The organism is Bradyrhizobium sp. CIAT3101 (genome assembly GCF_029714945.1).
GTDB lineage: Bacteria > Pseudomonadota > Alphaproteobacteria > Rhizobiales > Xanthobacteraceae > Bradyrhizobium.
Map to the genome: position 1 here is coordinate 2,834,927 of NZ_CP121634.1, position 24,008 is coordinate 2,858,934.

General features: G+C 64.8%; 26 protein-coding genes. 10 read left to right on the plus strand and 16 right to left on the minus strand.

The window, feature by feature from the left end:
* Window positions 1-15: 15 nt before the first annotated feature.
* Window positions 16-927: a hypothetical protein gene (locus tag QA645_RS13245; protein WP_283050726.1), complete on the plus strand. Its 912-nt coding sequence runs from the start codon at window positions 16-18 to the stop codon at window positions 925-927.
* Between the two features lie 105 nt (window positions 928-1,032).
* On the plus strand, window positions 1,033-1,242 hold the full coding sequence (locus QA645_RS13250) for a hypothetical protein (protein ID WP_188104815.1): 210 nt from the start codon (window positions 1,033-1,035) through the stop codon (window positions 1,240-1,242).
* A gap of 132 nt (window positions 1,243-1,374) precedes the next feature.
* Here QA645_RS13250 and QA645_RS13255 read toward each other — a convergent pair whose 3' ends face one another.
* From QA645_RS13255 to QA645_RS13275, 5 genes are read right to left on the minus strand one after another with little or no spacing between them, the layout of a single operon-like run.
* Entirely contained in the window at window positions 1,375-1,722 is a 348-nt protein-coding gene (locus QA645_RS13255; protein ID WP_254132949.1) for a hypothetical protein, read from the minus strand.
* A gap of 26 nt (window positions 1,723-1,748) precedes the next feature.
* The gene (locus tag QA645_RS13260; RefSeq protein ID WP_283050730.1) at window positions 1,749-2,543 is read right to left on the minus strand and encodes a pentapeptide repeat-containing protein; all 795 of its coding nucleotides are present in this window, start codon (window positions 2,541-2,543) and stop codon (window positions 1,749-1,751) included.
* Window positions 2,544-2,591: 48 nt separating this feature from the next.
* Window positions 2,592-3,332: an ABC transporter ATP-binding protein gene (locus QA645_RS13265; RefSeq protein ID WP_283050731.1), complete on the minus strand. Its 741-nt coding sequence runs from the start codon at window positions 3,330-3,332 to the stop codon at window positions 2,592-2,594.
* A complete protein-coding gene (locus tag QA645_RS13270; RefSeq protein ID WP_254132946.1) occupies window positions 3,322-4,059 on the minus strand; it encodes an ABC transporter permease subunit in 738 nt (245 codons plus the stop codon). The genes QA645_RS13265 and QA645_RS13270 overlap by 11 nt, the downstream gene beginning before the upstream one ends.
* 1 nt (window position 4,060) lies before the next feature.
* On the minus strand, window positions 4,061-5,041 hold the full coding sequence (locus tag QA645_RS13275; protein WP_254194776.1) for an ABC transporter substrate-binding protein: 981 nt from the start codon (window positions 5,039-5,041) through the stop codon (window positions 4,061-4,063).
* An 87-nt stretch (window positions 5,042-5,128) separates the two neighbouring features.
* Between QA645_RS13275 and QA645_RS13280 the strand changes: the two genes are divergently transcribed.
* Entirely contained in the window at window positions 5,129-5,488 is a 360-nt protein-coding gene (locus tag QA645_RS13280; protein ID WP_254132944.1) for a hypothetical protein, read from the plus strand.
* A gap of 51 nt (window positions 5,489-5,539) precedes the next feature.
* Here QA645_RS13280 and QA645_RS13285 read toward each other — a convergent pair whose 3' ends face one another.
* Both QA645_RS13285 and QA645_RS13290 read right to left on the minus strand, forming a co-directional pair.
* Window positions 5,540-6,358 carry a quinoprotein dehydrogenase-associated SoxYZ-like carrier gene (locus tag QA645_RS13285; protein ID WP_283050735.1) on the minus strand — a complete coding sequence of 273 codons (819 nt, stop codon included), beginning with the start codon at window positions 6,356-6,358 and terminating at the stop codon, window positions 5,540-5,542.
* A 76-nt stretch (window positions 6,359-6,434) separates the two neighbouring features.
* Entirely contained in the window at window positions 6,435-7,361 is a 927-nt protein-coding gene (locus QA645_RS13290; protein WP_283050736.1) for a quinoprotein relay system zinc metallohydrolase 2, read from the minus strand.
* 171 nt (window positions 7,362-7,532) lie between these two features.
* Here QA645_RS13290 and QA645_RS13295 point away from each other — a divergent pair, with 171 nt between their 5' ends.
* Together QA645_RS13295 and QA645_RS13300 are read left to right on the plus strand one after the other, a co-directional pair.
* Entirely contained in the window at window positions 7,533-8,366 is an 834-nt protein-coding gene (locus QA645_RS13295; protein WP_283053178.1) for a substrate-binding domain-containing protein, read from the plus strand.
* Window positions 8,363-8,920: a PQQ-dependent catabolism-associated CXXCW motif protein gene (locus QA645_RS13300; protein ID WP_283050738.1), complete on the plus strand. Its 558-nt coding sequence runs from the start codon at window positions 8,363-8,365 to the stop codon at window positions 8,918-8,920. The genes QA645_RS13295 and QA645_RS13300 overlap by 4 nt, the downstream gene beginning before the upstream one ends.
* Window positions 8,921-9,094: 174 nt before the next feature.
* On the opposite strand, the gene QA645_RS13305 is transcribed toward QA645_RS13300, so the two are convergent.
* From QA645_RS13305 to QA645_RS13330, 6 genes are all read right to left on the minus strand, one after another.
* Entirely contained in the window at window positions 9,095-9,394 is a 300-nt protein-coding gene (locus QA645_RS13305) for a copper-binding protein (RefSeq protein WP_283050741.1), read from the minus strand.
* 133 nt (window positions 9,395-9,527) lie between these two features.
* Window positions 9,528-10,154, minus strand: coding sequence for a hypothetical protein (locus QA645_RS13310; protein ID WP_283050743.1), 627 nt, complete (start codon window positions 10,152-10,154; stop codon window positions 9,528-9,530).
* Window positions 10,151-10,999 carry an ABC transporter permease gene (locus tag QA645_RS13315; protein ID WP_283050744.1) on the minus strand — a complete coding sequence of 283 codons (849 nt, stop codon included), beginning with the start codon at window positions 10,997-10,999 and terminating at the stop codon, window positions 10,151-10,153. The genes QA645_RS13310 and QA645_RS13315 overlap by 4 nt, the downstream gene beginning before the upstream one ends.
* Window positions 10,996-11,802: an ABC transporter ATP-binding protein gene (locus tag QA645_RS13320; RefSeq protein ID WP_283050745.1), complete on the minus strand. Its 807-nt coding sequence runs from the start codon at window positions 11,800-11,802 to the stop codon at window positions 10,996-10,998. The genes QA645_RS13315 and QA645_RS13320 overlap by 4 nt, the downstream gene beginning before the upstream one ends.
* Window positions 11,799-12,782: a YVTN family beta-propeller repeat protein gene (locus QA645_RS13325; RefSeq protein WP_283050747.1), complete on the minus strand. Its 984-nt coding sequence runs from the start codon at window positions 12,780-12,782 to the stop codon at window positions 11,799-11,801. The genes QA645_RS13320 and QA645_RS13325 overlap by 4 nt, the downstream gene beginning before the upstream one ends.
* On the minus strand, window positions 12,767-13,948 hold the full coding sequence (locus QA645_RS13330) for an ABC transporter substrate-binding protein (RefSeq protein ID WP_254132935.1): 1,182 nt from the start codon (window positions 13,946-13,948) through the stop codon (window positions 12,767-12,769). Before QA645_RS13330 ends, QA645_RS13325 begins: the two co-directional genes overlap by 16 nt.
* Before the next feature lie 127 nt (window positions 13,949-14,075).
* Between QA645_RS13330 and QA645_RS13335 the strand changes: the two genes are divergently transcribed.
* Entirely contained in the window at window positions 14,076-14,579 is a 504-nt protein-coding gene (locus tag QA645_RS13335; protein ID WP_283050749.1) for a DUF3280 domain-containing protein, read from the plus strand.
* 12 nt (window positions 14,580-14,591) lie between these two features.
* Here QA645_RS13335 and fghA read toward each other — a convergent pair whose 3' ends face one another.
* On the minus strand, window positions 14,592-15,437 hold the full coding sequence (gene fghA / locus QA645_RS13340; RefSeq protein ID WP_283050750.1) for an S-formylglutathione hydrolase: 846 nt from the start codon (window positions 15,435-15,437) through the stop codon (window positions 14,592-14,594).
* Between the two features lie 82 nt (window positions 15,438-15,519).
* A complete protein-coding gene (locus tag QA645_RS13345; RefSeq protein ID WP_027534106.1) occupies window positions 15,520-16,140 on the minus strand; it encodes a response regulator transcription factor in 621 nt (206 codons plus the stop codon).
* A gap of 193 nt (window positions 16,141-16,333) precedes the next feature.
* Between QA645_RS13345 and QA645_RS13350 the strand changes: the two genes are divergently transcribed.
* From QA645_RS13350 to QA645_RS13365, 4 genes are all read left to right on the plus strand, one after another.
* Window positions 16,334-17,692: a histidine kinase gene (locus QA645_RS13350; protein WP_254132931.1), complete on the plus strand. Its 1,359-nt coding sequence runs from the start codon at window positions 16,334-16,336 to the stop codon at window positions 17,690-17,692.
* A gap of 168 nt (window positions 17,693-17,860) precedes the next feature.
* Window positions 17,861-20,329 carry a TonB-dependent receptor gene (locus tag QA645_RS13355; protein WP_283050751.1) on the plus strand — a complete coding sequence of 823 codons (2,469 nt, stop codon included), beginning with the start codon at window positions 17,861-17,863 and terminating at the stop codon, window positions 20,327-20,329.
* 141 nt (window positions 20,330-20,470) lie between these two features.
* Window positions 20,471-20,878, plus strand: coding sequence for a hypothetical protein (locus QA645_RS13360; RefSeq protein ID WP_283050752.1), 408 nt, complete (start codon window positions 20,471-20,473; stop codon window positions 20,876-20,878).
* A gap of 145 nt (window positions 20,879-21,023) precedes the next feature.
* Window positions 21,024-22,487, plus strand: a complete 1,464-nt coding sequence (locus QA645_RS13365) for a GH1 family beta-glucosidase (protein ID WP_254194763.1) — start codon at window positions 21,024-21,026, stop codon at window positions 22,485-22,487.
* Window positions 22,488-22,520: 33 nt separating this feature from the next.
* Here QA645_RS13365 and QA645_RS13370 read toward each other — a convergent pair whose 3' ends face one another.
* On the minus strand, window positions 22,521-23,924 hold the full coding sequence (locus QA645_RS13370) for a PLP-dependent aminotransferase family protein (RefSeq protein ID WP_283050753.1): 1,404 nt from the start codon (window positions 23,922-23,924) through the stop codon (window positions 22,521-22,523).
* Window positions 23,925-24,008 lie beyond the last annotated feature (84 nt).

Here is a 24,008-nt window from a genome sequence, read left to right on the forward strand (position 1 = left end):
CCTGCCGCGGCTTTGATGGCGTGGGCCATCGAAGCCGTGGTAGTGTTCGTGATGCGCATTGGAGCTCACACAATCCGGACGGCGATCGCGTGCACGCTCACGCTCACGCTTCTGCCAATGTGCGCCAGGGCCGAAGAGGGCTTCGATACCGAGCATATCTTTGGCTTCATGATCGGCAGTGATGTCGGCAATCCCGGCGAGCGCGAATTCCAGACCCAGACGACGGGACGCTTCGGCAAGGGCGGCGGCACCTATCGCGCCCTCGGCCAGGAGGTCGAGATCGAAATCGTGCCGTTGCCCAATTTTCGCGTCGAGGTCGGCGGCACCGCGACGCTGCACGACATCACCGGCGTCCCCGATATCGATGACCGCCGCCAGTTCAATTTCCAGGGCCTCTCGCTCGACCTGCGTTATCGTCTGCTCGATCGCGAGAAGGCGCCATTCGGGATGACGATCGCCGCCGAGACCCATGGCGATCGCATCGATGAGGTCAGCGGCGCCAAGGGACGGATGTACGGCACCGACTTCACGCTCGCCTTCGATCGCGAGCTGATCCCGAATTTTGTCATCGGCGCGCTCAATTTGATCTACCAGCCCGAATGGGCGCGGTTCGAGGTGAGCGGGCTGTCCGAGAAGAGCTCCACCATCGGTGCCGCCGTCGCCGGCATGGTGCGCGTGCGGCCGAATTTCCTGCTCGGCGGCGAGATGCGCTACTTCCGCCAGTATGAAGGTATCGGCCTTGGCGAGTTCTCAGGACAAGCCCTGTTCGTCGGACCGACCGCCTATTTCCAGCTCTCCGAGCAATCGCGGCTCACCTTGAGCTGGAGCATGCAGGCCTGGGGCCGACCGGCCGGATCCGGGGCCAATCTCGATCTCGTCAATTTCGAACGGCACCAGGCGCGGGTGGTGTTCGGGATCAACTTCTAGCAAAGCGGGTTCCCCGCCTGCTCCTCACGCCGGATTGAAACTTCCGGCTCTTCGGGACGTATCCCTTTGTGCTAGTCTGAAGTGCTCTCGCGCAAGGATCCCGGCATGAATCCGATCGACCTGGTGGTGACTGTGTGTGCGGTGCTCTCGCCTGCGACCTGCGAGGAGCAGCATCTGGTGTTCAACTTTGGCGGTTCGCCGGCGCAATGCTCGATGGCCGCACCGCCCTATATCGCGCAATGGGTCGGTGAGCATCCGAAGTGGCAGGCCGTGCGCTGGCGTTGCGAATATCCGCACCCGAACGACAAGGCCTGACGCGCTACTCTAAGCTCCTCATGGTGAGGAGCGCGGAACGCGCGTCTCGAACCGTGCAGGCCCCGCTGCTGCAGCCGGGCCTTTCATCCTTCGAGATGCCGCTGCGCGGCTCCTCAGGATGAGGAGCAGGAGCTACTTCGTGCAGTCCTTCAAATCCTTATCCGCAATCGAGAACACCGCATCGGCCTTGATCTCGATGTCACGGACCACGCACTGCCGTGAATTGGGATAGCTGACCTTGGCGTCGTAGCGGCCGGGCTCGACGCCGGTGATGCGCAGCCGCTCGTCGTGGTCGACCTCCTTGTCCTTGTCGTTCAGGCACTGGTTCGGGCCCCAATCTGTCTTGCCGCTAGGTGCGAGCTGGAAGCCGGAGATCGTCTCGCTGGTCAAATTCCAGAGCCGGATGCCTTTGCCCTTGGTCTGCGCGGCGGCCTCGCCGGCACACGCCAACACCGCGATCAAAACGAGACACCAACGCATCAGCCAGTCCTCCCAATAACGCGCCGCTATTCCCTGATCAGGCGCTCACGGTTCTTTGCCTTGTCGAAATTCTTGGCCCGGTCAAGGCCGATCGGCGCAATCAGCCTGGCGGAGGCGAGATCGGCGCCGTCGAAATCGGCGTCGATGATGGTCGTGCCGGTCAGGTCGGCGCCGCCGAGCTGAGCGTTCCTGAGCGACGCGCCGGTCAGGTCGGCCCCCTTGAGGGAAGCAAATTCGAGGTCAACCCGGGACAGGTCGGCGTTGCGCGCGTTCAACCGCGCCAGATTGGAAGATCGCAGCACGGCGCGCATCAGTCCCATCGACTGGTTGCGCATGTCGGCACCGAGATGCGCATCCGCAATCGACGCGCCGACCAGGCTCGCGCCGCTGAGATCGGCCGCAATGCGCGCACCGGTCAGATCGGCGCCGTCGAGGCGAGCGCGTGCCATCTGTGAGGCGAACAGATTGGCCCCCTTCAGGCTCGCGCCCGTGAGATCCGCATCCAACAGCCACGCCTGATCGAGGACCGCACCGTCAAGCCGGGCGCCGGCGAGTTTCGTCTTGTTGAGCCGTGCCGCGCGGAGGATGGCCTTGGTTAGGTCGAGACCACTGAGATCGAGCCCCGATAGTCGCTTGCCGGTCAAATCGGCGGGCGCGCCGGCGCTCGCATTGGCAAGCGTCGCCTCGACCTCCTGCCGGCTCATCTCGGCGGAGACCATTGCAGGCGACGTCAGATCGAGGTCCCGCATCATGTCCTGCGCGCGCGATGTTGGTGCGAGCAGAGCGAGGCCAAGCGCCGTCAGGGCGATCGTTCGCTTCATCAGAAGACTCCGCTGCGACCCAACCTAGCACGCGCCTCGCGCGATTGCCTATGAGACATCCCGCCCGGCGCGTTCGTCGCCTTGTTCCGCCTGGATGCGCAGCGCAAGCCCCGCCCTGATCGCCGCAATCTCGGCTTCGCCGCGTTCGGCGCGCGGGATGGCAATCGGCACCTCCTGCACGATGCGCGCCGGGCGCGGCGACAGGAAGAACAGGCGGTCGCCGAGACGGATGGCATCGTCGAGGCTGTGGGTGACGAGCAGCGTCATCACGGAGCGGCTCGCCACCAGTGTCGCGATCTCGTCGCGCAGGCGGCCGGCGAGCGCGTCGTCGAGCGAGGCGAGCGGCTCGTCGAGCACGAGCAGGTCGGGCTCGACCGCGAAGGCGCGCGCGAGCGCGACGCGGCGGGCGAGGCCCAGCGACAGTTCGCCCGGGAAGTGGCTGCGGTGCGCCTCCAGCTCCAGGATCTTGAACAGCTCCGACAGCTTGGCGTCGGCAACATCGGGTGCTGCCAATCGCACGTTCTGCTCGACCGATCGCCACGGCAGCAGGCGCGGCTCCTGGAACACCATGCCGATCCGCACCTCCGGCGGGCGCGCGACATGGCCGTCGAAATCGCGATCGAGCCCGAGGATGATGCGCAGCATCGTGCTCTTGCCGCAGCCTGAGGGGCCGATCAGCACGCCGACCTCGCCGGACTGCAGCGCGAATTTAACGGGTGCCAGCACCTCGTGCGTTCCGCCCGCGGCACTTTTGAAAGTCTTGCCTGTGATCTCGACCTCAAGCCGCACGGGGCCGCCACCGCGTTGCGCGGGCCTCGAACGGTTGTACCAGCGCCGTCTCGATCACGAGCACGACCGCGGCAAATGTCAGGGAATAGGCCAGCAGGCGCGGCGTGTCGAACAGCTGGAAGGCAACGCCGATCTCGAAGCCGACGCCGTTCGGCCGTCCCAGCAGTTCGGCGACCAGCACGATCTTCCACACCAGCGACAGGCCGGAGCGGGCGGAGGCCGCGATATAGGGCGCAAGCTGCGGCAGCACGACGTGGCGGAACGCGCGCCAGCGCGGCATCGCGAAGACCATCGCCATCTCGTCCAGCGAACGGTCGAGCGCGCGGGTGCCCTCGCGCAAGGTGACGACCGCAGTCGGCAGCTTGTTGATGGCAATCGCTGCGATCGCGGCGGTCTCGGTGAGCCCGGCCCAGATATAGGCAAGCACGATCACCACCAGCGCCGGCAGGTTCAACAGCAGGATCAGCCAGGGATCGCCGAGCCGGTCGGCGAGCTTGACTCGGCCCATCAGATAGCCGATCGCGCTGCCGAGCGACATCGCCAGCACGAAGGCGAGCGCCACGCGCGCCAGCGTCGCACCGAGATGCAGGAACAGCGCGCCGCTCGACGCTTCCGCGACAATGACATTGAGCACGGCGGGCGGGGAGGGCAGCTTTGCGCCTCCGACGAACAGTGCGGCGGTCCACCAGATCGCGAGAAACAGGGCGAACGAGAGAAGGCGCAGCACCTCAGTCTCCGGGGACGGCGTGATAGAACGTGCCCGGATCGAGCTCGGCCGCCGGACCGACCAGCTCGCGGCCGCCGATCTCGGCCAGCACGCGATAGAGCACGCGCGCGTCCGCTTCCTCATCGCTGATGTTCCGGCGTGGAATGCCGTCACGATAGCGGTCGCGGTAGGTCTTGAGCATGGCCGGATCGCTCGCGCCGGTGAGCGGGGCGATCTTGTCCCAGGCCGCATCCGAGGTCACCAGCAACTGCTTGGCCTTGCGGGTCATGGCGATGAAACGCGCCACGGCGTCGCGGTGGCTCGCGGCCCAGCCCTCGTCGAAGACATAGCCGACGGCAGAGACCGCGCCCTTGGCGCCGAGCTTCGGCAAAATCTCTTCGATGCCGGCGAGGCGCCGAAAACCCTTGGCCTCGAGCTGGGCGCAGAAATTCCAGAAATTCAGGCTCGCATCCATCTCGCCGTCGAGCGCCTTGGCGGCGATCAAAGGCGGCGCGCCATAGGCGATCGTCGCATCCGACTTCAGGTCGATGCCGTCCTGCTTCATCCGTGCCTGCAGCAGCAGCCAGCTCTTGTCGAGGGGACCGCCGCCGACGGCGAGCTTGCGGCCCTTCAGATCGCCAAGCGTCTTGATCGGTGATGCCGCGGGCACCATCACTGCGCCGAGCGCGCTGGAATAGGGATAGAAGGTGAGCTTGGCGCCGAGCGCGCGCTCGCGCGACACCCACAGCCAGTCCGACAGCATGATGTCGGCATTGCCGGCGCGCAGCGCGATCTTGCCGGCCTCGGGGCTCGCAAGCTCGGTGACTTCCAGCGCCAGATTGGCCTCCTTGTCGAGCCCGGCCTCGCGGATGGTGGCCAGTTCCCAGGAGAACGTTCCGGTCTTCTGCACCGCCAGGCGGATGGTGTCGGCGGCATGGGCCGCCGTACCCAGCGTCAGCGCCAACGTCGTTGCGAGCGCCAATATTCGTGCCAAAACTCTCATCACCTTGTGAGCCATTTCCTCGGATAGGGTGCTTTTCAGGACAATAGGCATAGCATAGCTTCCATCGCAACCAGCGGGAGGACACTCATGAGTTTTGCGGGACAGGTACGACCGATTGTCGCCGCTATGGTCGTGCTCGCGGCGACCGTCTGCACGGTGCGGGCCGAGGAGGCCAATGATTATCCGACGTCGGCGCGCGCGGAATATGTCTATGGCTGCATGAAAGCCAATGGTGAGACGCGGCAGGCGATCGAGCAATGCTCCTGCTCGATCGACGTGGTCGCCTCGATTGTCAGCTACGAACGCTATGTCACCGCCGAGACCGCGCTCAGCATGTCCCAGGTTCGCGGCAATCTCGGCACCCAGTTCCGGACATCAGAGCAGGCGAATTCGGCCGTGAATGATTTGCGGCGGGCCCAGGCCGAGGCCGAGGTGAGGTGTTTTTGATTTGTGTCGCTGTGTCTCACCCTCCCCCTCCAGGGGAGGGTGGTCCTCGCCTCACGTCCCCGGCTTCTCCACGTCCCACTCGTTGCGGAACACGTGCCCGTCCGTGTCCTTGGCTTCCGCGCGGAATCGCTTCGCGCCATTGGACACGTAGGTGAAGCGCAGATTGGGATCTTCCGAGATCGAGATGCCGCCTTCCATCGACAGTACGGGGCTGTCGTCCTGCGTCAGCTTCAGCTGGTTGATGAAGAAGGCGGGAATGTAGAGCTGCGTGACCTGATCCATCTGCAGGCCGGAATTGTTGGGATGGCCGATCATGATCTGGGCCTCGCGGATGCGGCTCGCCGGCGCCTCCTCGCGCGCGAACTGCCGGTAGCGCATCTGGCCGAGGCGGTTCTGGGCTTCCTCCGCGTTCTTCCCCGCCGGGGCCGAGCAACCGCCCGACGCCTTCACATAGGTCTTGGAGACGTAGAGCTGGCCGTCGCTCAGCTCCGCCACCGCATGAACGTCGGTGTAATTATTGACACGCACGCGCGTGGAGATCTCGGTGACATTGGCATCCGCGCCAAGCTCGAATTTCGCGGCCATCGGCGCCGGGTTGCGGTCGATCACCAGCGTGATCGATCGGATGCGGCGCGCATCGCCCGGTGACAGCTTGCTGCGCAGGGTCACCGGCACGATCGCCGCGTCCTCGGCGCGATAGGGCATTTCGATGGCGATGACATCGTTGCCGTCGTTCATCGGACGGTTGCTGAAGATATCCTGCACCAGGCCAGGCCAGGGATCGTAGGCCTCCTCGGCGCTCGCAGGCAGCGCGAAGGCGATGCCGAGCAACGCGGCGATCAGCGGCAGGCGGCGTGTGCATCCCATCATGGTCAGGTTCCTCGGAGTCAGCGAAGCTGATCTCCTGTGCGGACGACGCAATTATCGGATAAGGGTAGCGCGGCCGCTACTCCCATTCAATTTCAGAAAATGCTGCGGTTGCGTTGCGGGCGTTGTAGTCGTCGAACAGTTCCCAATGCGACCGCTCGGTGGCCGCGGCCTTCTCGGCCGCGGTCCGGATCGGCTCGCCCTTCTTGTTCGAGGCACGGACGTCCGACAGCAGCGTCGAGAGATAACGCCGTTCATCCGAGAGCGCGGCAGGCCAGTCGCTCACAGGGCCGTGACCGGGGACGACGCGAACCGCCGGAACGGCGTCCAGCTCCTTCAGCAGGGCGAGCCAGCCGCGGATGCTGCCATCCATCACCGGGATGTGGCGGAGGAAGACCAGATCGCCTGCGAACAGGGTCCTAGTCGTCTCGTCGAACACCGTCAGGTCGTTGTCGCTGTGCGCGGTCGGCCAGGCGCGCAAGGTCAGCCGGCGCGATCCGAGATCGAGCGTCATGGTGTCCCGAACCAGCTCAGTGGGGGGCACGATCTTCACGGGATCGATCAGCTCATCGCCCATGATGCGCCGAAAATTATCGAGGTAATACGGCCCGCGCGTGGCCAGTGCCTGGGGCAGCTTGCTGTGGCCGACGAAGCTGGTTCCCTCCGCCACAAAGGCCGCATTGCCGAAGACATGGTCGGGATGGCCGTGGGTATTGATGACGTAGCGGATCGGCTTGCTGGTACGGGCCCGCACCGCGGCCAGCAGCGCTTCGCCTTCACGAAGGCTGCCGCCGGTATCGATCACGGCCACCGCAGCCTCGCCGACGATGAAGCCGACATTGGCGATGTCGCCCTCGTTCCCGCGGGTCATCAGGGCGATGGTCCCGGAGTGCACGAAGATTCCCGGTGCAACTTCGCTCACAGGCAATTCGGCCGCCCCGGCGCGTGCTAGCGTCGCAAGTCCCAGCAGGGACAGGGCTGCGATCTTTGACGTGAGATGCGACACGTTTCCGCCTCAGTTCAGGGTTTGCCGCATTGCACTGCAGCACAACAAGCCAACGCGAAGTTTGGCAGAACATGGTGCGTCCTGCGTTGCATGGATAGCATTCGAATGAAATGAGGAGGAAGCGCGATGGAGGCCGGACGACATCGTCGCTGGTTGATTTCACTGTGTGTGATGGCGGTGTCGTGTGCGATCGGCGACATCGCTCGCGCGCAGACGACCGATAGTGGTGACCTCTCGTTCGAGCTGGTCGACCCCAAAGTGCTGCGCGTCTGCGCCGATCCGCGCAATCTGCCGTTCTCCAACGAGAAGGGCGAGGGCATCGAGAACAAGCTCGCGGAGCTGTTCGCGGACAAGCTTCAGAAGAAGCTCGACTACGTCTTCTTCCCGCAGGCCACGGGCTTCGTGCGCATGACGCTGGGTGCGCATCGCTGCGATGTCATCATGGGCTTCCCGCAAGGCGACGACCTCGTGCAGGGCACCAATCCCTATTATCGCACGTCGTATGCGCTGGTTGCGAAAGCGGGCAGCGGGCTGGAGGACGTCGACACGCTCGAAGACCCGAAGCTGAAAGGCAAGCATGTCGGCATCGTCGCCGGCACGCCGCCTGCGACCAATATGGCCATCGCAGGGCTGATGGGCGACGCAAAACCCTATCCGTTGATGATCGACACGCGCTACGACAATTCGGCGCAGGCCATGATCGACGATCTCGCTGCCGGCAAGATCGACGCCGGCGTGTTGTGGGGACCGATGGCGGGGTACTACGCCAAGAAGGCCGGCTCGCTCCACGTGACGCCGCTGGTGAAGGAAACCACCGGCCCCAAACTGGTCTATCGCATCGGCATGGGCGTGCGCGCCGCCGATCAGAACTGGAAGCGTCAGCTCAACAAGCTGATTCAGGAGAACCAGGGCGAGATCAACAAGATCCTGCTCGACTTCGGCGTGCCGCTGCTGGATGAAAACGACAAGCCGCTCGGTGTGGAGGCGGCCAAGAAGGCGCCATGAGGCGACCTCTTGCCGCTGCGCTCGTCGCCGCCATGCTGGCGGGGCCGGCTTTGGCGCAGCAGCAGGAGCCGTTCGAGCCCGAGGGCTATCGCACCGACAATTACCGCGCGCCGGTGCCGGCGACGCTGCAAGGCGCGCGCGTGCTGACGACGGCGGAGACCGAGACGATCTGGCGTGCGAAGAGCGGTGCCTTCATCGACGTGCTGCCGCGCGCGCCGAAGCCGAAGAACCTGCCTGCGGGCACGGTGTGGCGGGATGCGCCGCGGAAAAACATTCCCGGTAGCGTCTGGCTGCCCGACACAGGCTACGGCGCGCTGCCGTCGGCGATGGACGACTATCTTCAGCGCGGTCTTGCGCAAGCCTCGCACGGCAACAAGGCCGCGCTGCTCGTGATCTATTGCCTCGCCGATTGCTGGATGTCCTGGAACGCCGCCAAGCGTGCGCTGGCTTACGGCTACTCAAATGTCGCCTGGTACCCTGATGGTACCGACGGCTGGGAGCGCGCGAATCTGCCGACGGAGGAGGCACAGCCGGAGCCGCGGCCGGAGCAGTGAATGAAGGGCGTCAGCGAGCGCAGGTGCGCTCCCTCGCCCCGTTCTTACGGGGAGAGGGTTGGGGTGAGGGGCCTCTCTCCACGCGCGACATCGTCGTGAGACCTGTACCCCCTCACCCGGATCGCAAGTGCGATCCGACCTCTCCCCGCAAGCGGGGAGAGGTGAAGGCAAGCCCTACTGCTTCTGCAGCTTCGTCAGCGTGCCCGTGCCATCCGCGTCGGTCGCGGAATATGTCACCCGATCGCCGGCATGGACGGAATCCAGCATCGCGGCGTCCTTGGCCTTGTACTGCTGGAGCGCGCCCGCGCCGCCGGCGCTGCCGCCGACCGTGCCCTTCTGCATCTGCTGGATCGAGATCGTGTTGTTGAGCCGATTGATGCTGGTGACCATTCCGGTCATGTCGTCAGCAAAGGCGGGGGATGCGAGCACGGTGATGGCTGCAGCACCTGCGAGGATGAATTTTGCTGTTCCCATCGAGGCCTCCCGTTACTGGATTCACAGGACAAGCCATCCTAGAACGATTTGGTTCCGGCAGATAGCGCGGCAAACATGAATGATCGCGTTGATATCGCGGGAACTTTTATCAAAGCCGTCAGAGGGACTGACGCTATTCCATTTCCTGCTGGATAACGCGGCCGAGCGCGAACAGGCGCTGGTCGATCGTGGTCGGAACCTCGCAGACGAAGCGCACCACCTTGCGGCGATCCTCGAAAATGCGGGTTTCCCAGATCAGCTGGTTGCTCATCGCGTCGACCTTGGTGTCGTCGCGCGGCGTCGCGTCCTGCAGCGCCTGGAGCTGGATGGTCTCGTCGCGGATCTTGTCGGCGGCCTCGCGCTGCTTGCGGCTGACGCGTTCGAGCCCGCTCATGACCTGGGAACGCTGGGCGTTCAGCGTGTCGAACAGGCCGGCGAACAGCAGTTTTGCGTTGGCGGTCTTGTCGGCCGCGGAGCCGCTCAAGAATTCCTTCACCGACTTTTCGGCGTCATCCAGCGGCGTCTTGCGCGCCGCAAGCTTCGAGACCAGGGCGCTGACCTTGCTGTCGTCCTTCCACTTGCTCGCGGCGTCGTCGAGCGCAGGACCGGCCCAGACAGCCGCAAGCGAGATCTCGGGCACCTTGGCCTGCGAGCAGGGCCAGTCGGGATAGCGCGGATCGGCTGCGCGCGCGGCGGCGGTCGAGACCGCAAACGCAAGCGCTGCCATGGCAAGTGTCCGAGCAAGTGTTCGAACCGTCATCCTTCGCCTCCCGCGGGCCCGCGCCGTGCCAGCCCGCGCGAGGGATCATAGGCATAGATCGCGGCGATCATGAAGACGATTGTACAGCCGGCGACCACGGCGAGCGAGATCCAGTTGATCTGCCCATACAGCGCAAACCGGATCAGCTCGACCGCATGGGTGAACGGATTGGCCTGGCAGACGTAATAGAGATAGGGGCTGCCCTCCTGCACCCGCCAGAGCGGGTAGAGCGCGGAAGAGGCAAAGAACATCGGGAAGATCACGAAGTTCATGACACCGGCAAAGTTCTCGAGCTGCTTGATGCCGGAGGAGATCAGCATGCCGAGCGAGCCGAGCATCAGCCCGGACAGGATCAGCGCCGGCAACACGGTGAGATAGCCGATCGGGGGAGGCGTGATGTCCCAGAACCAGGCGATGATCAGGAAGGCATAGACCTGGAGCAGCGACACCGCGGTGCCGGCGAGAAGCTTGCAGAACAGCAGGAAGCCGCGCGGCAGCGGGCTCACCAGCAGCGTGCGCATATTGCCCATCTCGCGGTCATAGACCATCGAGAGCGAGGACTGCATGCCGTTGAACAGCTGGATCATCGCCATCAGCCCCGGCGCGATGAAGACCTCGTAGAGGATGTAGGTCTCGTAAGGCGGGATGATGGAGATGCCGAGCACCTGGCGGAAGCCGGCGGCGAAGATGAACAGCCACACCAGGGGCCGCACCAGCGCCGAGACGAAACGCTCGCGCTGATGCAGGAAGCGCAGGCCCTCGCGCCAGACGATGCCGGTCAGGCAGGTCATGTACTCGGAGGCCGAGAAGCCGCGCGGCGCGTCGCGCGTTGTGATGCTGCTCATGCGCCGCCTCCCGGCATCACTTGCGCGCCGGTCAGGCGCATGAAGGCGGTGTTGACGTCCTGCGCGCCGGCCTCGGTGATGACGCGGCTCATCGGCCCCTGCGCCAGCACCTTGCCCTGGTGCAGCACCACGAGGTCGTCGCCGGCCATGATCTCGTCGAACAGATGGGTGGCCCAGAGCACGCCGATGCCTTGCTCGGTCACGAGCTGGCGGACATGGCTGATGATGTCGGCGCGCGCCTTGACGTCGAGCCCGACGGTCGGCTCGTCCAGCAGCAACAGCCGCGGCCGGTGCAACAGTGCGCGTGCGATCTCCAGCCGACGCATCTGCCCGCCGGAGAGATCGCGCACCTTGCTGCCGGCGCGGTCCGAGAGGCCAATGCGCGCGAGCAGCTCGGCGCTGCGCGCGGCCGCCTCGCGACGGCTGATGCCGTGGAGCGCGGCGTGATAGAGCAGGTTCTGCGTCAGCGACAGATCGAGATCGAGCGTGCGCGGCTGGAACACGACACCGAGCAGCCGCAGCGCCTCGCCGGGTGAACGGCTGATGTCATGGCCGAAAATGCCGACGCGGCCGGTCTGGATACCGAACAGCCGCGTGATCAGCGAGAACAGCGTGCTCTTGCCGGCGCCGTTGAGGCCGAGCAGGGCGGTGAAACTCGCCGGCTGCACGTTGAAGGACACGTTCATCAGCGCCCGGCGCGGGCCGTAGGAATGGCTGACGCCGTCGATCGACAGCGCCGGCACCGTGGCGGGATCGGGCCGTGGCGTCTCGCGAGGTTCGGCGATGGGAGCAGGGCTGGTCATGGTGCGATCGTGATGCCCCAGGGCAGTTCGCCCACCTGAATGGTCTTGATCACCTTTTGCGCGGCAACGTCGATGACGGAAACGTCGTTCGACACGCCATTGGTGGTGAGCAGATATTTTTCGTCCGGCGTGAACGCCATGTGCCAGACACGCTGGCCGACCAGCAGATATTTCGTCACCTTGCGCGTGGCGACATCGACCACGGCTATACGGTTGGCGGGGCCGAGCGCGACGAAGGCGGTCTTGTCGTCCTTGGTCATGCCGATGCCGACAGGCTGGATCGCCTCCTTCCTCAAGCCCGGAATCTCGAAATTGACCTTGCCGATCACCTCGTGCTTTTGGGGATCGACGATCGACACGGTGCCGCCGATCTCGGACGACACCCACAATTCGGACGAGTCGTGTTTGAACTCGGCAAAGCGCGGCCGCGCATCCACCAGCACGTTGGCGACGATCTGGCGCGACGACGTGTCGATGAAATGCGCCATGTTGGTCGTCTCAGACGTGTTGATCAAAGTCTTGCCGTCGGGGCTGATGGTCATGCCCTCGGGCTCGACGCCGACCTGGATATCGCCGAGGCGTGTGCGCTTCTCCAGATCGATCACGGTGACCGTGTTGTCGTTCTCGTTGGCGACATAGAGTGTCTTGCCGGCGGCATCCTGGGTGAATAATTCCGGGTCGGGTCCGGAGGGCAGGGTGTCGACAATGGCCTGCGTCTTGGCATCGATCACCTGGATGGTGTCGTCGTCGCCGACCGCGACCATCACGAACTTGCCGTCGCGGGTGAACTCGATGCCGCGCGGACGCTGGCCGACCTTGATGGTCTTGGTCACCGTCCAGCTGTCGGTGTCGATCACCGACACCGTGTTGCTCTTCTCGTTCGAGACATAGGCGACGAAGGCATGCGCGGGCGCGGCCGCCAGCACCAGTCCGGACAGCAGTCCCACGCGCAACATCCGTGTCCTCATTTCAGCTTGCATTTGCTCTCCGGACGATCGTAGCCGAGCGTGTCGAGCTCGGAGACCTGGTGCAGAAACCCTTCCTGCGGCGACACCGATACCACCATGCGGCCGTCGACCAGCAGGATCGGCTGGCGGAGCTGGAGATTCCAGTCGCGCAGCGTCAGCTTGGTGCCCTTGAAGGCGGCGACGGAGAAGTCCGGCCCCTTGATGAAATCGGTGACCTTCTTGACGTCGCCCGAATTGGTGCGCGAGGTGGCCTCGCCGATCATGCGCACGGCCGTCCAGGCCTGCATGTCGAGCGCGGTCATGCGGCGTGAGTTCAGCTTCATGAAGCGGTTCTGCATCTGCGTCGCGCCCCACTGGTCCTGCGCGGCGTCCCAGCTGCGCGGCACGAGGCCAGCCGAGCCCGCGACGGGGCGGGGATCCCAGGTGCGGTAGGGCAGATAGGCCGCGAACACCTCGCTCTCGTCGGCGGCGACCAGCACGTCATAGGCGGGCGCCTGTTGCGTGAACACCGGCATCTGCCGCTGGATCAACGTGACGCCGCTATCCGTGCGGCGCGCGCCGCCGGTGTCTTCGAAGGTGCGCTCCTGCACGATCTTGGCGCCGAACCGCGTGGCGGCCCGACGGAGCGCATCGGCGTAGAGCTTGTCCTCGTCATGCGAGCCGACCACCAGCAGCCAGCGCGGCCATCGCTTCCACACCAGATACTGGCCGAGCGCATCGGCCAGCATCGAGCGCGTGGGCGCGCTGTGGATCACGTTGGCGCGGCAATCGGCCTCGCGCAGCCGCTCGTCGATCGCGCCGGCGTTGAACAGCAGCGTGCCGCGGTCGCGCAGGGCGTCGGCGACCTTCAACAGCGCATCGGCCGGAAGGTCGGTGATGACAAAGCCGTTGTGCTCGGCAAGCGCGGTCGCGGCCTGGACCACGTCCTCGCCTTCCTTGATGCGGCGCTCTTCCAGCGTGAAGCGCTGGTTGAGGAATTTCCCGGTGGTGTTGTTGTCCTCGATCGCGAGCTTCGCGCCGGCGACGCCGTCATTGTCCGCGGGCTGCTCGACCAGCGAGAGCGTCGATCTGGTGCCGGCGACGCCGAGATAGCCGACGCCGATCGTGACCGGGTCGGCCGCGAGCGCTTGCATCGCTGCCAGACACAGGCCGATCGGGCCGAGCAACCATCGGATCATGCTTCCTCCTGACGTTCTCCCCGGCTTGACCGCCGGTGGAGAATTGTCTCTCTTGAAGCATGACCGATTTGGCCGGGCTTGCAACCCCGCATTTGGTCGTCGCGACACCACAGGCGGAATCACGATCATGCGAGCGCTGATATGTTTCGCGGCTTTGCTGCTGATGGGATCGCAGGCAGCCGCCGATCCGCCGAAGCTCGTCGTGTTCGATTTCGAGCTGATTGACACCAGCCTGCCCGGCGAGTTCTACGGCTCCAGGCCGGAAGAGGCGCGGCTTGCGCATATCAGCGACCAGCTGCGCAAGGAACTGGCTGAGTCAGGCCGGTTCCAGATGCTTGATATCGCGCCGATCAGGGATGCCGCGCATCACGCCAATCTGCAGGCCTGCGGTGACTGCGACCTCAAGCTGGCCGGTCAGTTGGGTGCCGACCTCGAGATCACCGGCATGGTGCAGAAGGTTTCGAACCTGATCATTAACCTCAACATCTATCTGCGCGACGTGAACACCGGCAAGATGATCACGGCCGCCAGCGCCGACATGCGCGGCAACACCGACGAATCCTGGTCGCGCACGATGAGCTATCTGATCCGCAACCGCCTGCTGGCGCCGAACTACGGCAAGCCGGAGTAGGGGTGAGAGAACTCACCCCTTCAATCGCTCCGCGTGCCAGTGCAGATGGTCGGTCATGAACGTCGAGATGAAATAATAGCTGTGGTCATAGCCCGGCTGGCGCCGCAGCGTCAGCGGGATGTTGGCCTTGTTGCAGGCCGCCTGCAGCAGCTCCGGCTTGAGCTGCTCTTTCAGGAAATTGTCGGCCTCGCCGACGTCGACCAGGAAGCCTGAATATTTCGCGCCGTCCTCGATCAGCGCCACCGTGTCGTGGCTGCGCCAGGCCTCCTTGTTCGGCCCGAGATAGCCGGTGAGCGCCTTGATCCCCCACGGCACCTGCGACGGCGCCACGATCGGGGCGAAGGCGCTGGCGGCGCGATAGCGGTGCGGGTTGCGCAGCGCCACGGTCAGCGCGCCATGGCCGCCCATGGAATGGCCCATGATCGACTGCCGCTTGGCATCGACGGGAAAATTTCCCGATACCAATTTGGGCAGCTCGTCGGTGACATAGCTCCACATGCGATAATTGCGCGCGAACGGCGCTTCCGTGGCATCAACATAGAAGCCGGCGCCCAAGCCGAAATCATAGGCGTTGTTGGCATCGCCCGGCACGTCGGGCCCGCGTGGTGAGGTGTCGGGGGCGACGAAGATCAGGCCGAGCTCGGCGCAGGCTTTGCGGAATTCGCCCTTCTCGGTGACGTTGGCATGGGTGCAGGTGAGGCCGGAGAGATACCAGACCACGGGCAGCTTGGCGCCGTCGGCATGCGGCGGAATATAGACCGAGAACACCATGTCGGTTCCGGTCGCCTGGCTCGCATGGCGATACACGCCCTGCACGCCGCCATAGGAAGTGTTGGTCGAGACAGTCTGGATCGTCATGCAATTGTGCTCCGTGGTATCTCACCACATCAAGAATGCAATGCTTGTGTGACCGAAATTTGCGGCGCGCGCAAACCCTGGGTCAGGCCACGCCGCTGTCGATCGCCAGCCGCACCAGCTCGACCGAGGTCTTCACCCCGAGCTTCTGGCGCATGATCGAGGAGGTGTTGGCGACCGTCTTGTAGGACGATTGCACCAGCCAGGCGATCTCGGACAGGCTCTTTCCAGCGCTGAGCAGCCGCAAAATCTCCATCTCGCGCGCGTTCAGCTTCGACAGCGGGCTTTGCGCCAGCGTCGGCCCTGCGAAGGCGATGCTGCGCGCGATCGCGCTCGGCAGATAAGTGCCGCCGCCGCCGACGGTGCGGATCGCCTCGACGAGATCATCGGGGTCGCCGGTCTTGGAGACGTAGCCCTTGGCGCCGCACTCGATGGCGCGCGCGGCGAAGGCCGGGTCGTCGTTCATGCTGAACATGATGATGCGGGCATCGGCCGCGCGCTCGAGGATGCGGCGCGCGAGCTCGAAGCCGGAGACGGTCGGCAGGTTGATGTCGATCACGCAGAGGTCGGGGCGCTCGACGATGAAGACGCATTCGCCGTCCTCGGCGTCGGCGGCCTCCAAAATCTCGATCTCGCCTTCGTCGGCCAGCACGGCGCGGCAGCCGGAGGCGACAATGGGATGATCGTCGACGATCAGAATGCGCATAGGCGTTCCCCGCGACAGCACCGGACTCTTTTTTCGTGCCGCATGATGCCGGACGAGGCGAGACGTGCGCCTCATGTCGGGTCATGCAACCCGGCCGGGATTGCTGTACGCTTCCGATTAGATATCGGGCGCTTCGTCTCTGTCAACGCTATCGGACAGGTGTGAGCGACCCTTCGTGGGGCGGGCGAGAGCAATGTGGCAAAATCTATCCTTGCGCGGGCGCATCAACCTCCTGCTGGCGCTGCTGCTTGCGCTCGGGCTCGCCGTCAACATCGGCCGCCAGGTCGCGGAGGCGGGGCCGCGCGTGCAGGCCGAGGACCAGAGCGTGATCCGGCTGGCGCGCGAATTCATCGAGATGATCGTTGCCGATCTCAACGAGGCGCCGGATCCCGATGCCAGGCTGAACCAGATCGCGCGTGACCTCAATCGGCTCCGCCATGTCAGCATTGCGCTCCGGGACGCCGGCGGGAACCCGCTGACGCCGCCTCGCACGGAGACCGATGACGACACCTCCGGGCCGCCCGCCTGGTTCGTCAGCCTCGTTCACCCCGAGCAGACCGCCGTCAGCGTGCCGGTCTCGGTGCATGGCAAGCCCGGCTCGCTGGTGATTACCTCGCATCCCAATGACGAGATCGCCGAGATCTGGGACGCCATCGTGACGCAGCTCGAGGTCGGTTCGGTCATCGCGCTGGTGCTGTTCCTGGTGATGATGAATGTGGTCGGCCGGGCGCTCGCACCGCTCCAGTCATTGACGCAGACGATGGGCGAGCTCGAGGACGGCCGTTACGACGCGCGCGCGGCGCCCGGTGGCGCGCCCGAGCTCGCTGCGATCTGCACCAAGCTCAATCATCTCGCGGCGACGCTCGGCGAGGCGGTCGAGGACAAGCGGCGGCTTGCCGAGCGCGCGGTGTCGCTCCAGGACGTCGAGCGCAAGGAGATCGCGCGCGAGCTGCATGACGAGTTCGGGCCGTATCTGTTCTCGCTGCGCGCGCATGCCAGCGCGCTGGCCAAGCTCGCCGATGGACGCGCGCCGAGCGCGGAGGCCGTGCGAAAACACGGCGGCGCGCTGCTTGAGCAGATCAACGCGCTGCAGCAGTTCACCCGTCGCGTGCTGGAGCGCCTGAGGCCGGTCGGCCTCGCTGAGCTCGGCCTCGGCAAGGCGCTGGAATCGCTGTCGCGGCTGTGGCGGGAATCCCATCCCGAGGTGACCATCGAAACCACGATCTCGCCGGCGCTGGGCGTGACGGGCGAGACCGCGGACCTGACGATTTATCGCGTGGTGCAGGAGGCGCTCACCAACGCGTTCCGCCACGCCGGCGCGACCGCGATCAACGTGGTGATCGAGCCGGCGGAGCAGCCGGGCCGCGACGGCCGCTCCTGCGCCCGGGTGCGGGTCAGCGATAACGGCCGCGGCATGGAGCCCGGCCAAAAACTCGGCTTCGGCCTCGTCGGCATGCGCGAGCGCATTCTGGCGCTGGGCGGCACGCTCAACGTGGCGTCGGGCGAGGGCGGCGTCACCGTGGAGGCGCTGGTTCCGACCGCGGCGGCCTGATCGCGCCCGGTCAAGTCGGGAAAAGTCCCGATCGGGAATAATTCCCGATTTTGTCGGGAAAACGGGTGCGGATTGTGCGCGACCTTTTGTGGCTGGTGCCCGAGCCGCCGCCGAATACACTCGTCGTAACCAAACGGCGAAAAACAGCCGAGGGTTACGGGTGGGACAATGGGAATGCGCAAGCTGGGACACACGCGAATTCTGCTGATGGCCTCGGTTTCGACCGGGCTGGTGTCCGGACTCTGTTTCGGAACGAGCGCGCGCGCGGCGCAGGACGAGGAGACCAACGTTCAGAACCTGCCCGCGGTGGAGGTGGTGGCGCCGCCGCCAGCTGCACGGCGAGCGCCGTCGCGGCCGGTCGCGCGCACGGCTGCGAGCGTCGGCAAGCCCACGGCACCCAGGATCTACGTCTACCCGACCTCACCTGGTGCCTCCGGCAGCATCGATGTCGACAAGATCCCGGCGAGCGTCAGCGCCGTCGATCCGTCCCAGATCAAGCGCACGGGCTCGCTGAACATCGGCGATGCGCTTCAGCAATATGTCCCGGGCGTCAATCTCACCGAAGTCACCGGCAACCCATTTCAGCCGAACATCGAGTTTCGCGGCTATGTCGCCTCGCCGCTGGCCGGCACGCCGCAGGGGCTTGCGGTCTATCAGAACGGCGTGCGCATCAACGAAGCGTTCTCCGACACCGTGAACTGGGACGCGATCCCGACCGCGGCGATCCGCTCGGCGACGATCGTCACCAACAATCCCGCTTTCGGCCTCAACGCGCTCGGCGGCGCCGTCAACCTGCTGATGAAGGACGGCTTTACCTATCAGGGCGCCGAGATCGACGTCATGGGCGGCTCGTTCGGCCGCATCCAAGGCTCCGCGCAGTGGGGCAAGAAGATCGACAACAACTGGGCGGTCTATGGCGCGCTGGAAGGCGCGCATGACAACGGCTTCCGCAATTTCTCATCCTCGGACATTCGTCGTTTCTACGGCGACGTCGGCTACCGCTTCGAGGGCAACGAATTCCACGTCAACATGGGCGTCGCCGACAATCATCTGGCCGGCCCTAGCACCGTGCCGATTGAATTGCTCCAAAACTATTGGGGCGCGACGTACACCACGCCGCAGACCAACACCAACAAGGTCGGCTACGTCAATTTAACCGGTAAGGTCGAGGCGACGCCGACCTGGACCTTCGAAGGCACGGCGCATGTGCGCGGCTTCAACCAGAAGACCCAGGACGGCAACCCGACCGACGCTCAACCCTGCGGCGCCGATCCGACAACGCTGTGCTTCGGCGACGACTCCACACCCGCCTTCGGCCTGAACGGCGTCCAGCTCGCCAATCCCTTCGCGGCCGGAGCGGTGCTCGGCGAGATCGATCGCACCACGACGCGTTCGACTTCGTTTGGCATCTCCGGCCAGGCGACCAACAGCGACAGGCTGTTCGGGCACGAGAACCGTCTCGTGCTCGGCGCGAGCTACGACGCCAGCGTGACCCATTTCGACGCGAGCTCCGAGCTCGGGACGATCGGCGAGAACTACGTCGTCACAGGCAACGGCATCTTTCTGGGACAGTCGGGCAACCCGACCTCGATCGGTCCGGTGTCGCTGCGTACCGTCAACCAGTATCAGGGTCTCTACGCGCTCGACACGTTCAACGTGACGGACGCCTTCGCGATCACCGGCGGCGGCCGCTTCAATGCCGCCCGTGTCACGCTGGAGGATCAGCTCGGCACCGCCCTGAACGGCGACCACACCTACAACCGTTTCAATCCGGTGATCGGCGGCACCTACAAGATCACGCCGGAGCTGACCGCCTATGCCGGCTATTCGGAAGCCAACCGCGTGCCGACGCCGCTCGAACTCGGCTGCGCCGATCCGAACAATCCCTGCCTGATCGCGGCGTTTCTCGTCTCCGATCCCGATCTGAAGCAGGTGGTGTCCAAGACCGTCGAAGCCGGTTTCCGCGGCACCAAGGATCTGACCATCGGCCAGCTCGGCTGGAAGATCGGCGGATTCCGCGCGACCAACTATGATGACATCCTGGCGCTGCCGATCGCGGGGCTGCAGGGCTTCGGCTTCTTCCAGAACGTCGGCTCGACGCGCCGGCAGGGCCTGGAGGCCGAGATCAGCCTCAAGTCCAACGAGGTTCAGTTCCACGCGAGCTATGCCTTCGTCGACGCCCGCTTCCTCGATGCACTCGACGTCGCCTCCAACAGTCCGACAGCCGTCGCCAACGGCGGCATCATATCGATTGTGCCCGGCAACCAGATCCCGGCCATCCCGCGCCATCGCATCAAGGCCGGTATCGAATACGCCCTCACCGATGCCTGGAAAATCGGCGGCGACGCACTCTGGGTCTCGAGCCAGTATTATGTCGGCGACGAAGCCAATCTCGAGACCAAGCTGCCGAGCTACGCCGTGTTCAACCTGCACACGTCCTACCAGATCACCAAGAACTTCCAGATCTACGGCAAGGTCGACAACGTCTTTGACAACCGCTACTCGACCTACGGCACCTTCTTCGATACCACCGCGCTGCCGAACTTTGCGAATGGCGGCAACAATTTCAATGACCCCCGTTCGCTGAGCCCGGCGCGGCCGCGCGCGTTCTACGCGGGAGCTCGGGTGACGTTCTGAGGCGGGTTGGGGAAGCTTCTGCCCGCCCAACGCCGCGTCTCGTTCGTTGGAGCCCGGAATGACACGGGCCGCGTGATTAACCGTTCCTTAGTGCTGACCGTGCGGATGATTGGCACGGATAGACCAAGGGAGACTGCTCCCATGCTGAAGGACGGTACCTACGCAGCGTGGTACAAGACGCCGCTCGACCAGGGCACCGGCATCGTCCATGTCGCGGATGGCCAGATCTGGGGCCGCGACAGCCTGATGACGTATCACGGTTCCCTGGAGCTCGATGGCGATCGCTTCACCGCGACCGTGTCGACGAAGCGTCATACCGAAGGACGTGTCACCGTCTTCGGCGTCTATGATGAACTGACGCTGGCCATCGAGGGCACGTGCCCCGACAAGATCGCGACCTACACGGCGACGGCCGGGCAGGCAGGAGGCGTTGTCCTCCAGGGAACGCTCATCCTGACGGAACAGCCGGCGGCGGTCCCCGAACGAGCCGGGCAGGTCCCGACGTTCAATCCCGACAAGTTGCCCAAGCTGCCGAAACGCTCCCGCTGATCGCAGCGGAGTCCGCCGCCTGCATCGACATGTCGCGCCCCGGGGCCGGGCAATTCTGCATCCTCGAACCTCGTGCGGGCGCTTTTCAAATCGCCTGCGTCCCGTCATTGTGCCGCCGCATCAATCATTTCGGGGCACAGCATCAATGTCGGACAAGGTCTCGCGTCGCCAGTTCGCGAAAATCGCGGGGTTGTCCGCAGCCGGCATGACCGCTCCGCTGGAACGCGCCGACGCCATGTCCGCAGTGGTGTCGCGCAGCGCCGGCGGCTTTCCGCAGAATTTCCTCTGGGGCACGGCGACCTCGTCCTATCAGGTCGAGGGTGCGGTCGAGGAGGACGGGCGAGGGGCCTCGATCTGGGACAAGTTCGTCCGCCTCCCCGGCAAGATCGAGGACGGCACCACCGGCGACCGCGCCAACGAGCACTATCACCGCTACAAGGACGATATCGCGCTCATCAAGGAGCTCGGCTGCAAGGCCTATCGCTTCTCGGTGGCCTGGCCGCGGGTGTTTCCAGACGGAGACGGCAAGCCGAACCCGAAGGGGCTCGACTTCTACAATCGCCTGGTCGACGAACTCCTGAAGAACGGCATCGAGCCGTGGCTGACGCTCTATCACTGGGACCTGCCGCAATCGCTGCAGGACCGTTTTGGCGGCTGGCGCTCGACCGAGACCTGCAAGATCTTTGGCGATTACGCCGCCTATGTCGCCGAGCACCTGACCGATCGCGTCAAGAATGTCTTCACGCTGAACGAGAGCGGCCGCTTCGTCTATTTTGGTTACGGCGTCGGCATCGATGCGCCGGGCCTGACCCTGCCGCAGGCCGAGGTGAACCAGATCCGGCACAACAGCGCGCTCGCGCATGGGCTCGCCGTGCAGGCGGTGCGCGCTCATGGTCGCCGCGGCACGCGCGTCGGGCCGGCCGAAAACATCGATGCTTGTATTCCGGCGATCGATACGCCCGCGAACGTCCGTGCCGCCGAGATTGCGTTGCGGGAGCTGAACGCCGGTTATCTCAACGTCATCATGACGGGCCGATACACCGAGGCGTTCCTCAACTACGCCGGGGCCGATGCACCGAAATACACCGACGCCGAGCTGAAGATCATCTCGTCGCCGGTCGATTTCCTCGGCCTCAACATCTACGCGCCGCAGCACTACATCGTCGCCTCCGACCAGGGGGCAGGCTTCATGCCGCTGCCGGTCCCGAAAGACTTTCCGCACATGAATTCGAACTGGCTGCGCGTCGGCCCCGAGACGATCTACTGGGTGCCGAAGCTGGCTGCAAATATCTGGAAGACGGATGCGATCTATATCAGCGAGAATGGCACGTCCGGCGACGACCAGGTGATGCAGGACGGCAAGATCTACGACACCGACCGCATCATGTATCTGCGCAATTATCTCGCCCAGCTCCAGCGCGCCACCACCGAGGGCGTGCCGGTGCGCGGCTACTTCCTCTGGAGCCTGATGGACAATTTCGAATGGGTGTTTGGGCTCAACAAGCGCTTCGGGCTCTATCACGTCAATTTCGACACCCAGGTGCGCACGCCAAAGCTCAGCGCGAGCTTTTACCGCAACGTGATCGCAAACAACGCGGCGGGGGCTTAGCTCTTCGTCCTCGCTGGCTTGCTTCCATGAGTGCTATCGCGCCAATTCCAACAGTCGACGACAGTCCGCCGGCAGCTGCCGTTCATTGAGGTTGGTCACGCAGAGCAATAGTCCCTGCTGCCGGGGAGGTTGCATGTACCATGCTGACATCGGACGCGGCGCGAGGCCGAACTCCAGCGCACGTGAAGCGATGTCCACGTCTGACGCGGACTTGGGAAGCAAGATCACCACCGCAAGACCGGCAGTCTCCTGCACCTTTATCGAGTCTGGCGCCATTTCTTCCAGGCAACGAAGCAGAGCCTCCCGTCGATCGGCGTAAAGTCGCTTCATGCGCCGCAGATGGCGAAGATAGTGACCGTCCCGCAGGAATTCGGCCACGGCGCGCTGCATGCCTGCAGCCGGCGCCGGCGCCAGGGAAGTAGCGAACTCAGCGAACCGACGGCTCAGTTCCGGCGGCACCACCATGAAACCCAGGCGGAGCGCCGGGCTGATCGTTTTGCTGAAACTGCCTATGTGCAGCACCCGTCCTCCATGATCGAGAGATGCAAGAGCCGGAGCCGCCCGCCCGTTCAGCTGCAGTTCGCTCAGGTAATCGTCCTCGACGATCCAGGCGTCGTTGCGCCGAGCCCAGTCGAGCAATGCAAGCCGCCGCGGCAGCGACATCGTCATGCCGAGCGGCGCCTGCTGGCCTGGTGTCACAACTGCTAATTTCGCTCCAGCGGCGATCTGCGCACCGGCGGCAACATCCAGTCCTTCCGCATCGACCGGGACAGCTGTCACAGCCATGCCGGTCAGGCCGAGTGCGGTGCGCGTGAGCGGAAAGCCTGGATCCTCGATCCAGGCTCCCATCCCTCCAAGCTGAAGTCCTCGGATCGCCAGACCGAGCGCACCGGAGAATCCACCTGTAATGAGCACCTGAGCGGGATTGCACTGGAGGCCGCGGGCCAGCCCCAAATAAGCCGCGACCTCTTTTCGCAGCTCCGGATCGCCGCGCGGATCCGGATACGTCACCGGCGCCGCCGCGGCCCGCCGGGTCTCGCGAGTGAGAATGCGTGACCACAGCTTGAACGGGAAAGCGTCTTGAGCGGGCACCCCCATCTGAAATGGCAGAGGCGCGTTTCCGTACTCGTAGAGGAGGTCCCGCAGAAGCGGGCTTTCCGGCGGTCGATCGGGTATCGAGGATCGGGACTGCCGCGCGGCTACACGCGTTCCCGCCGGTCCGAGACCAATCGCGAATTGCTCCGCGATGAGACGCTCGTAAGCCACACGCACGGTGCCGCGGGAGACGCCGAGCTGGGCGGCCAGATCCTGCCAAGAAGGCAACCGCGCTCCCGAGGCGAGCCGTCCGTTCTCGATGCCCTCTCGGATCGCCGAATAAATCTGGGCGGTCAGCGGAGTCCTTTTGGCACGATCGAGTTGGATGGGGAGGACGGCCATCGCACGATGGTACAGCCAAAATCGACAATCTTGGGACTGTTCTACGATCAGCCGCAGTGCATCTATCCGCCAACACCCGCGACC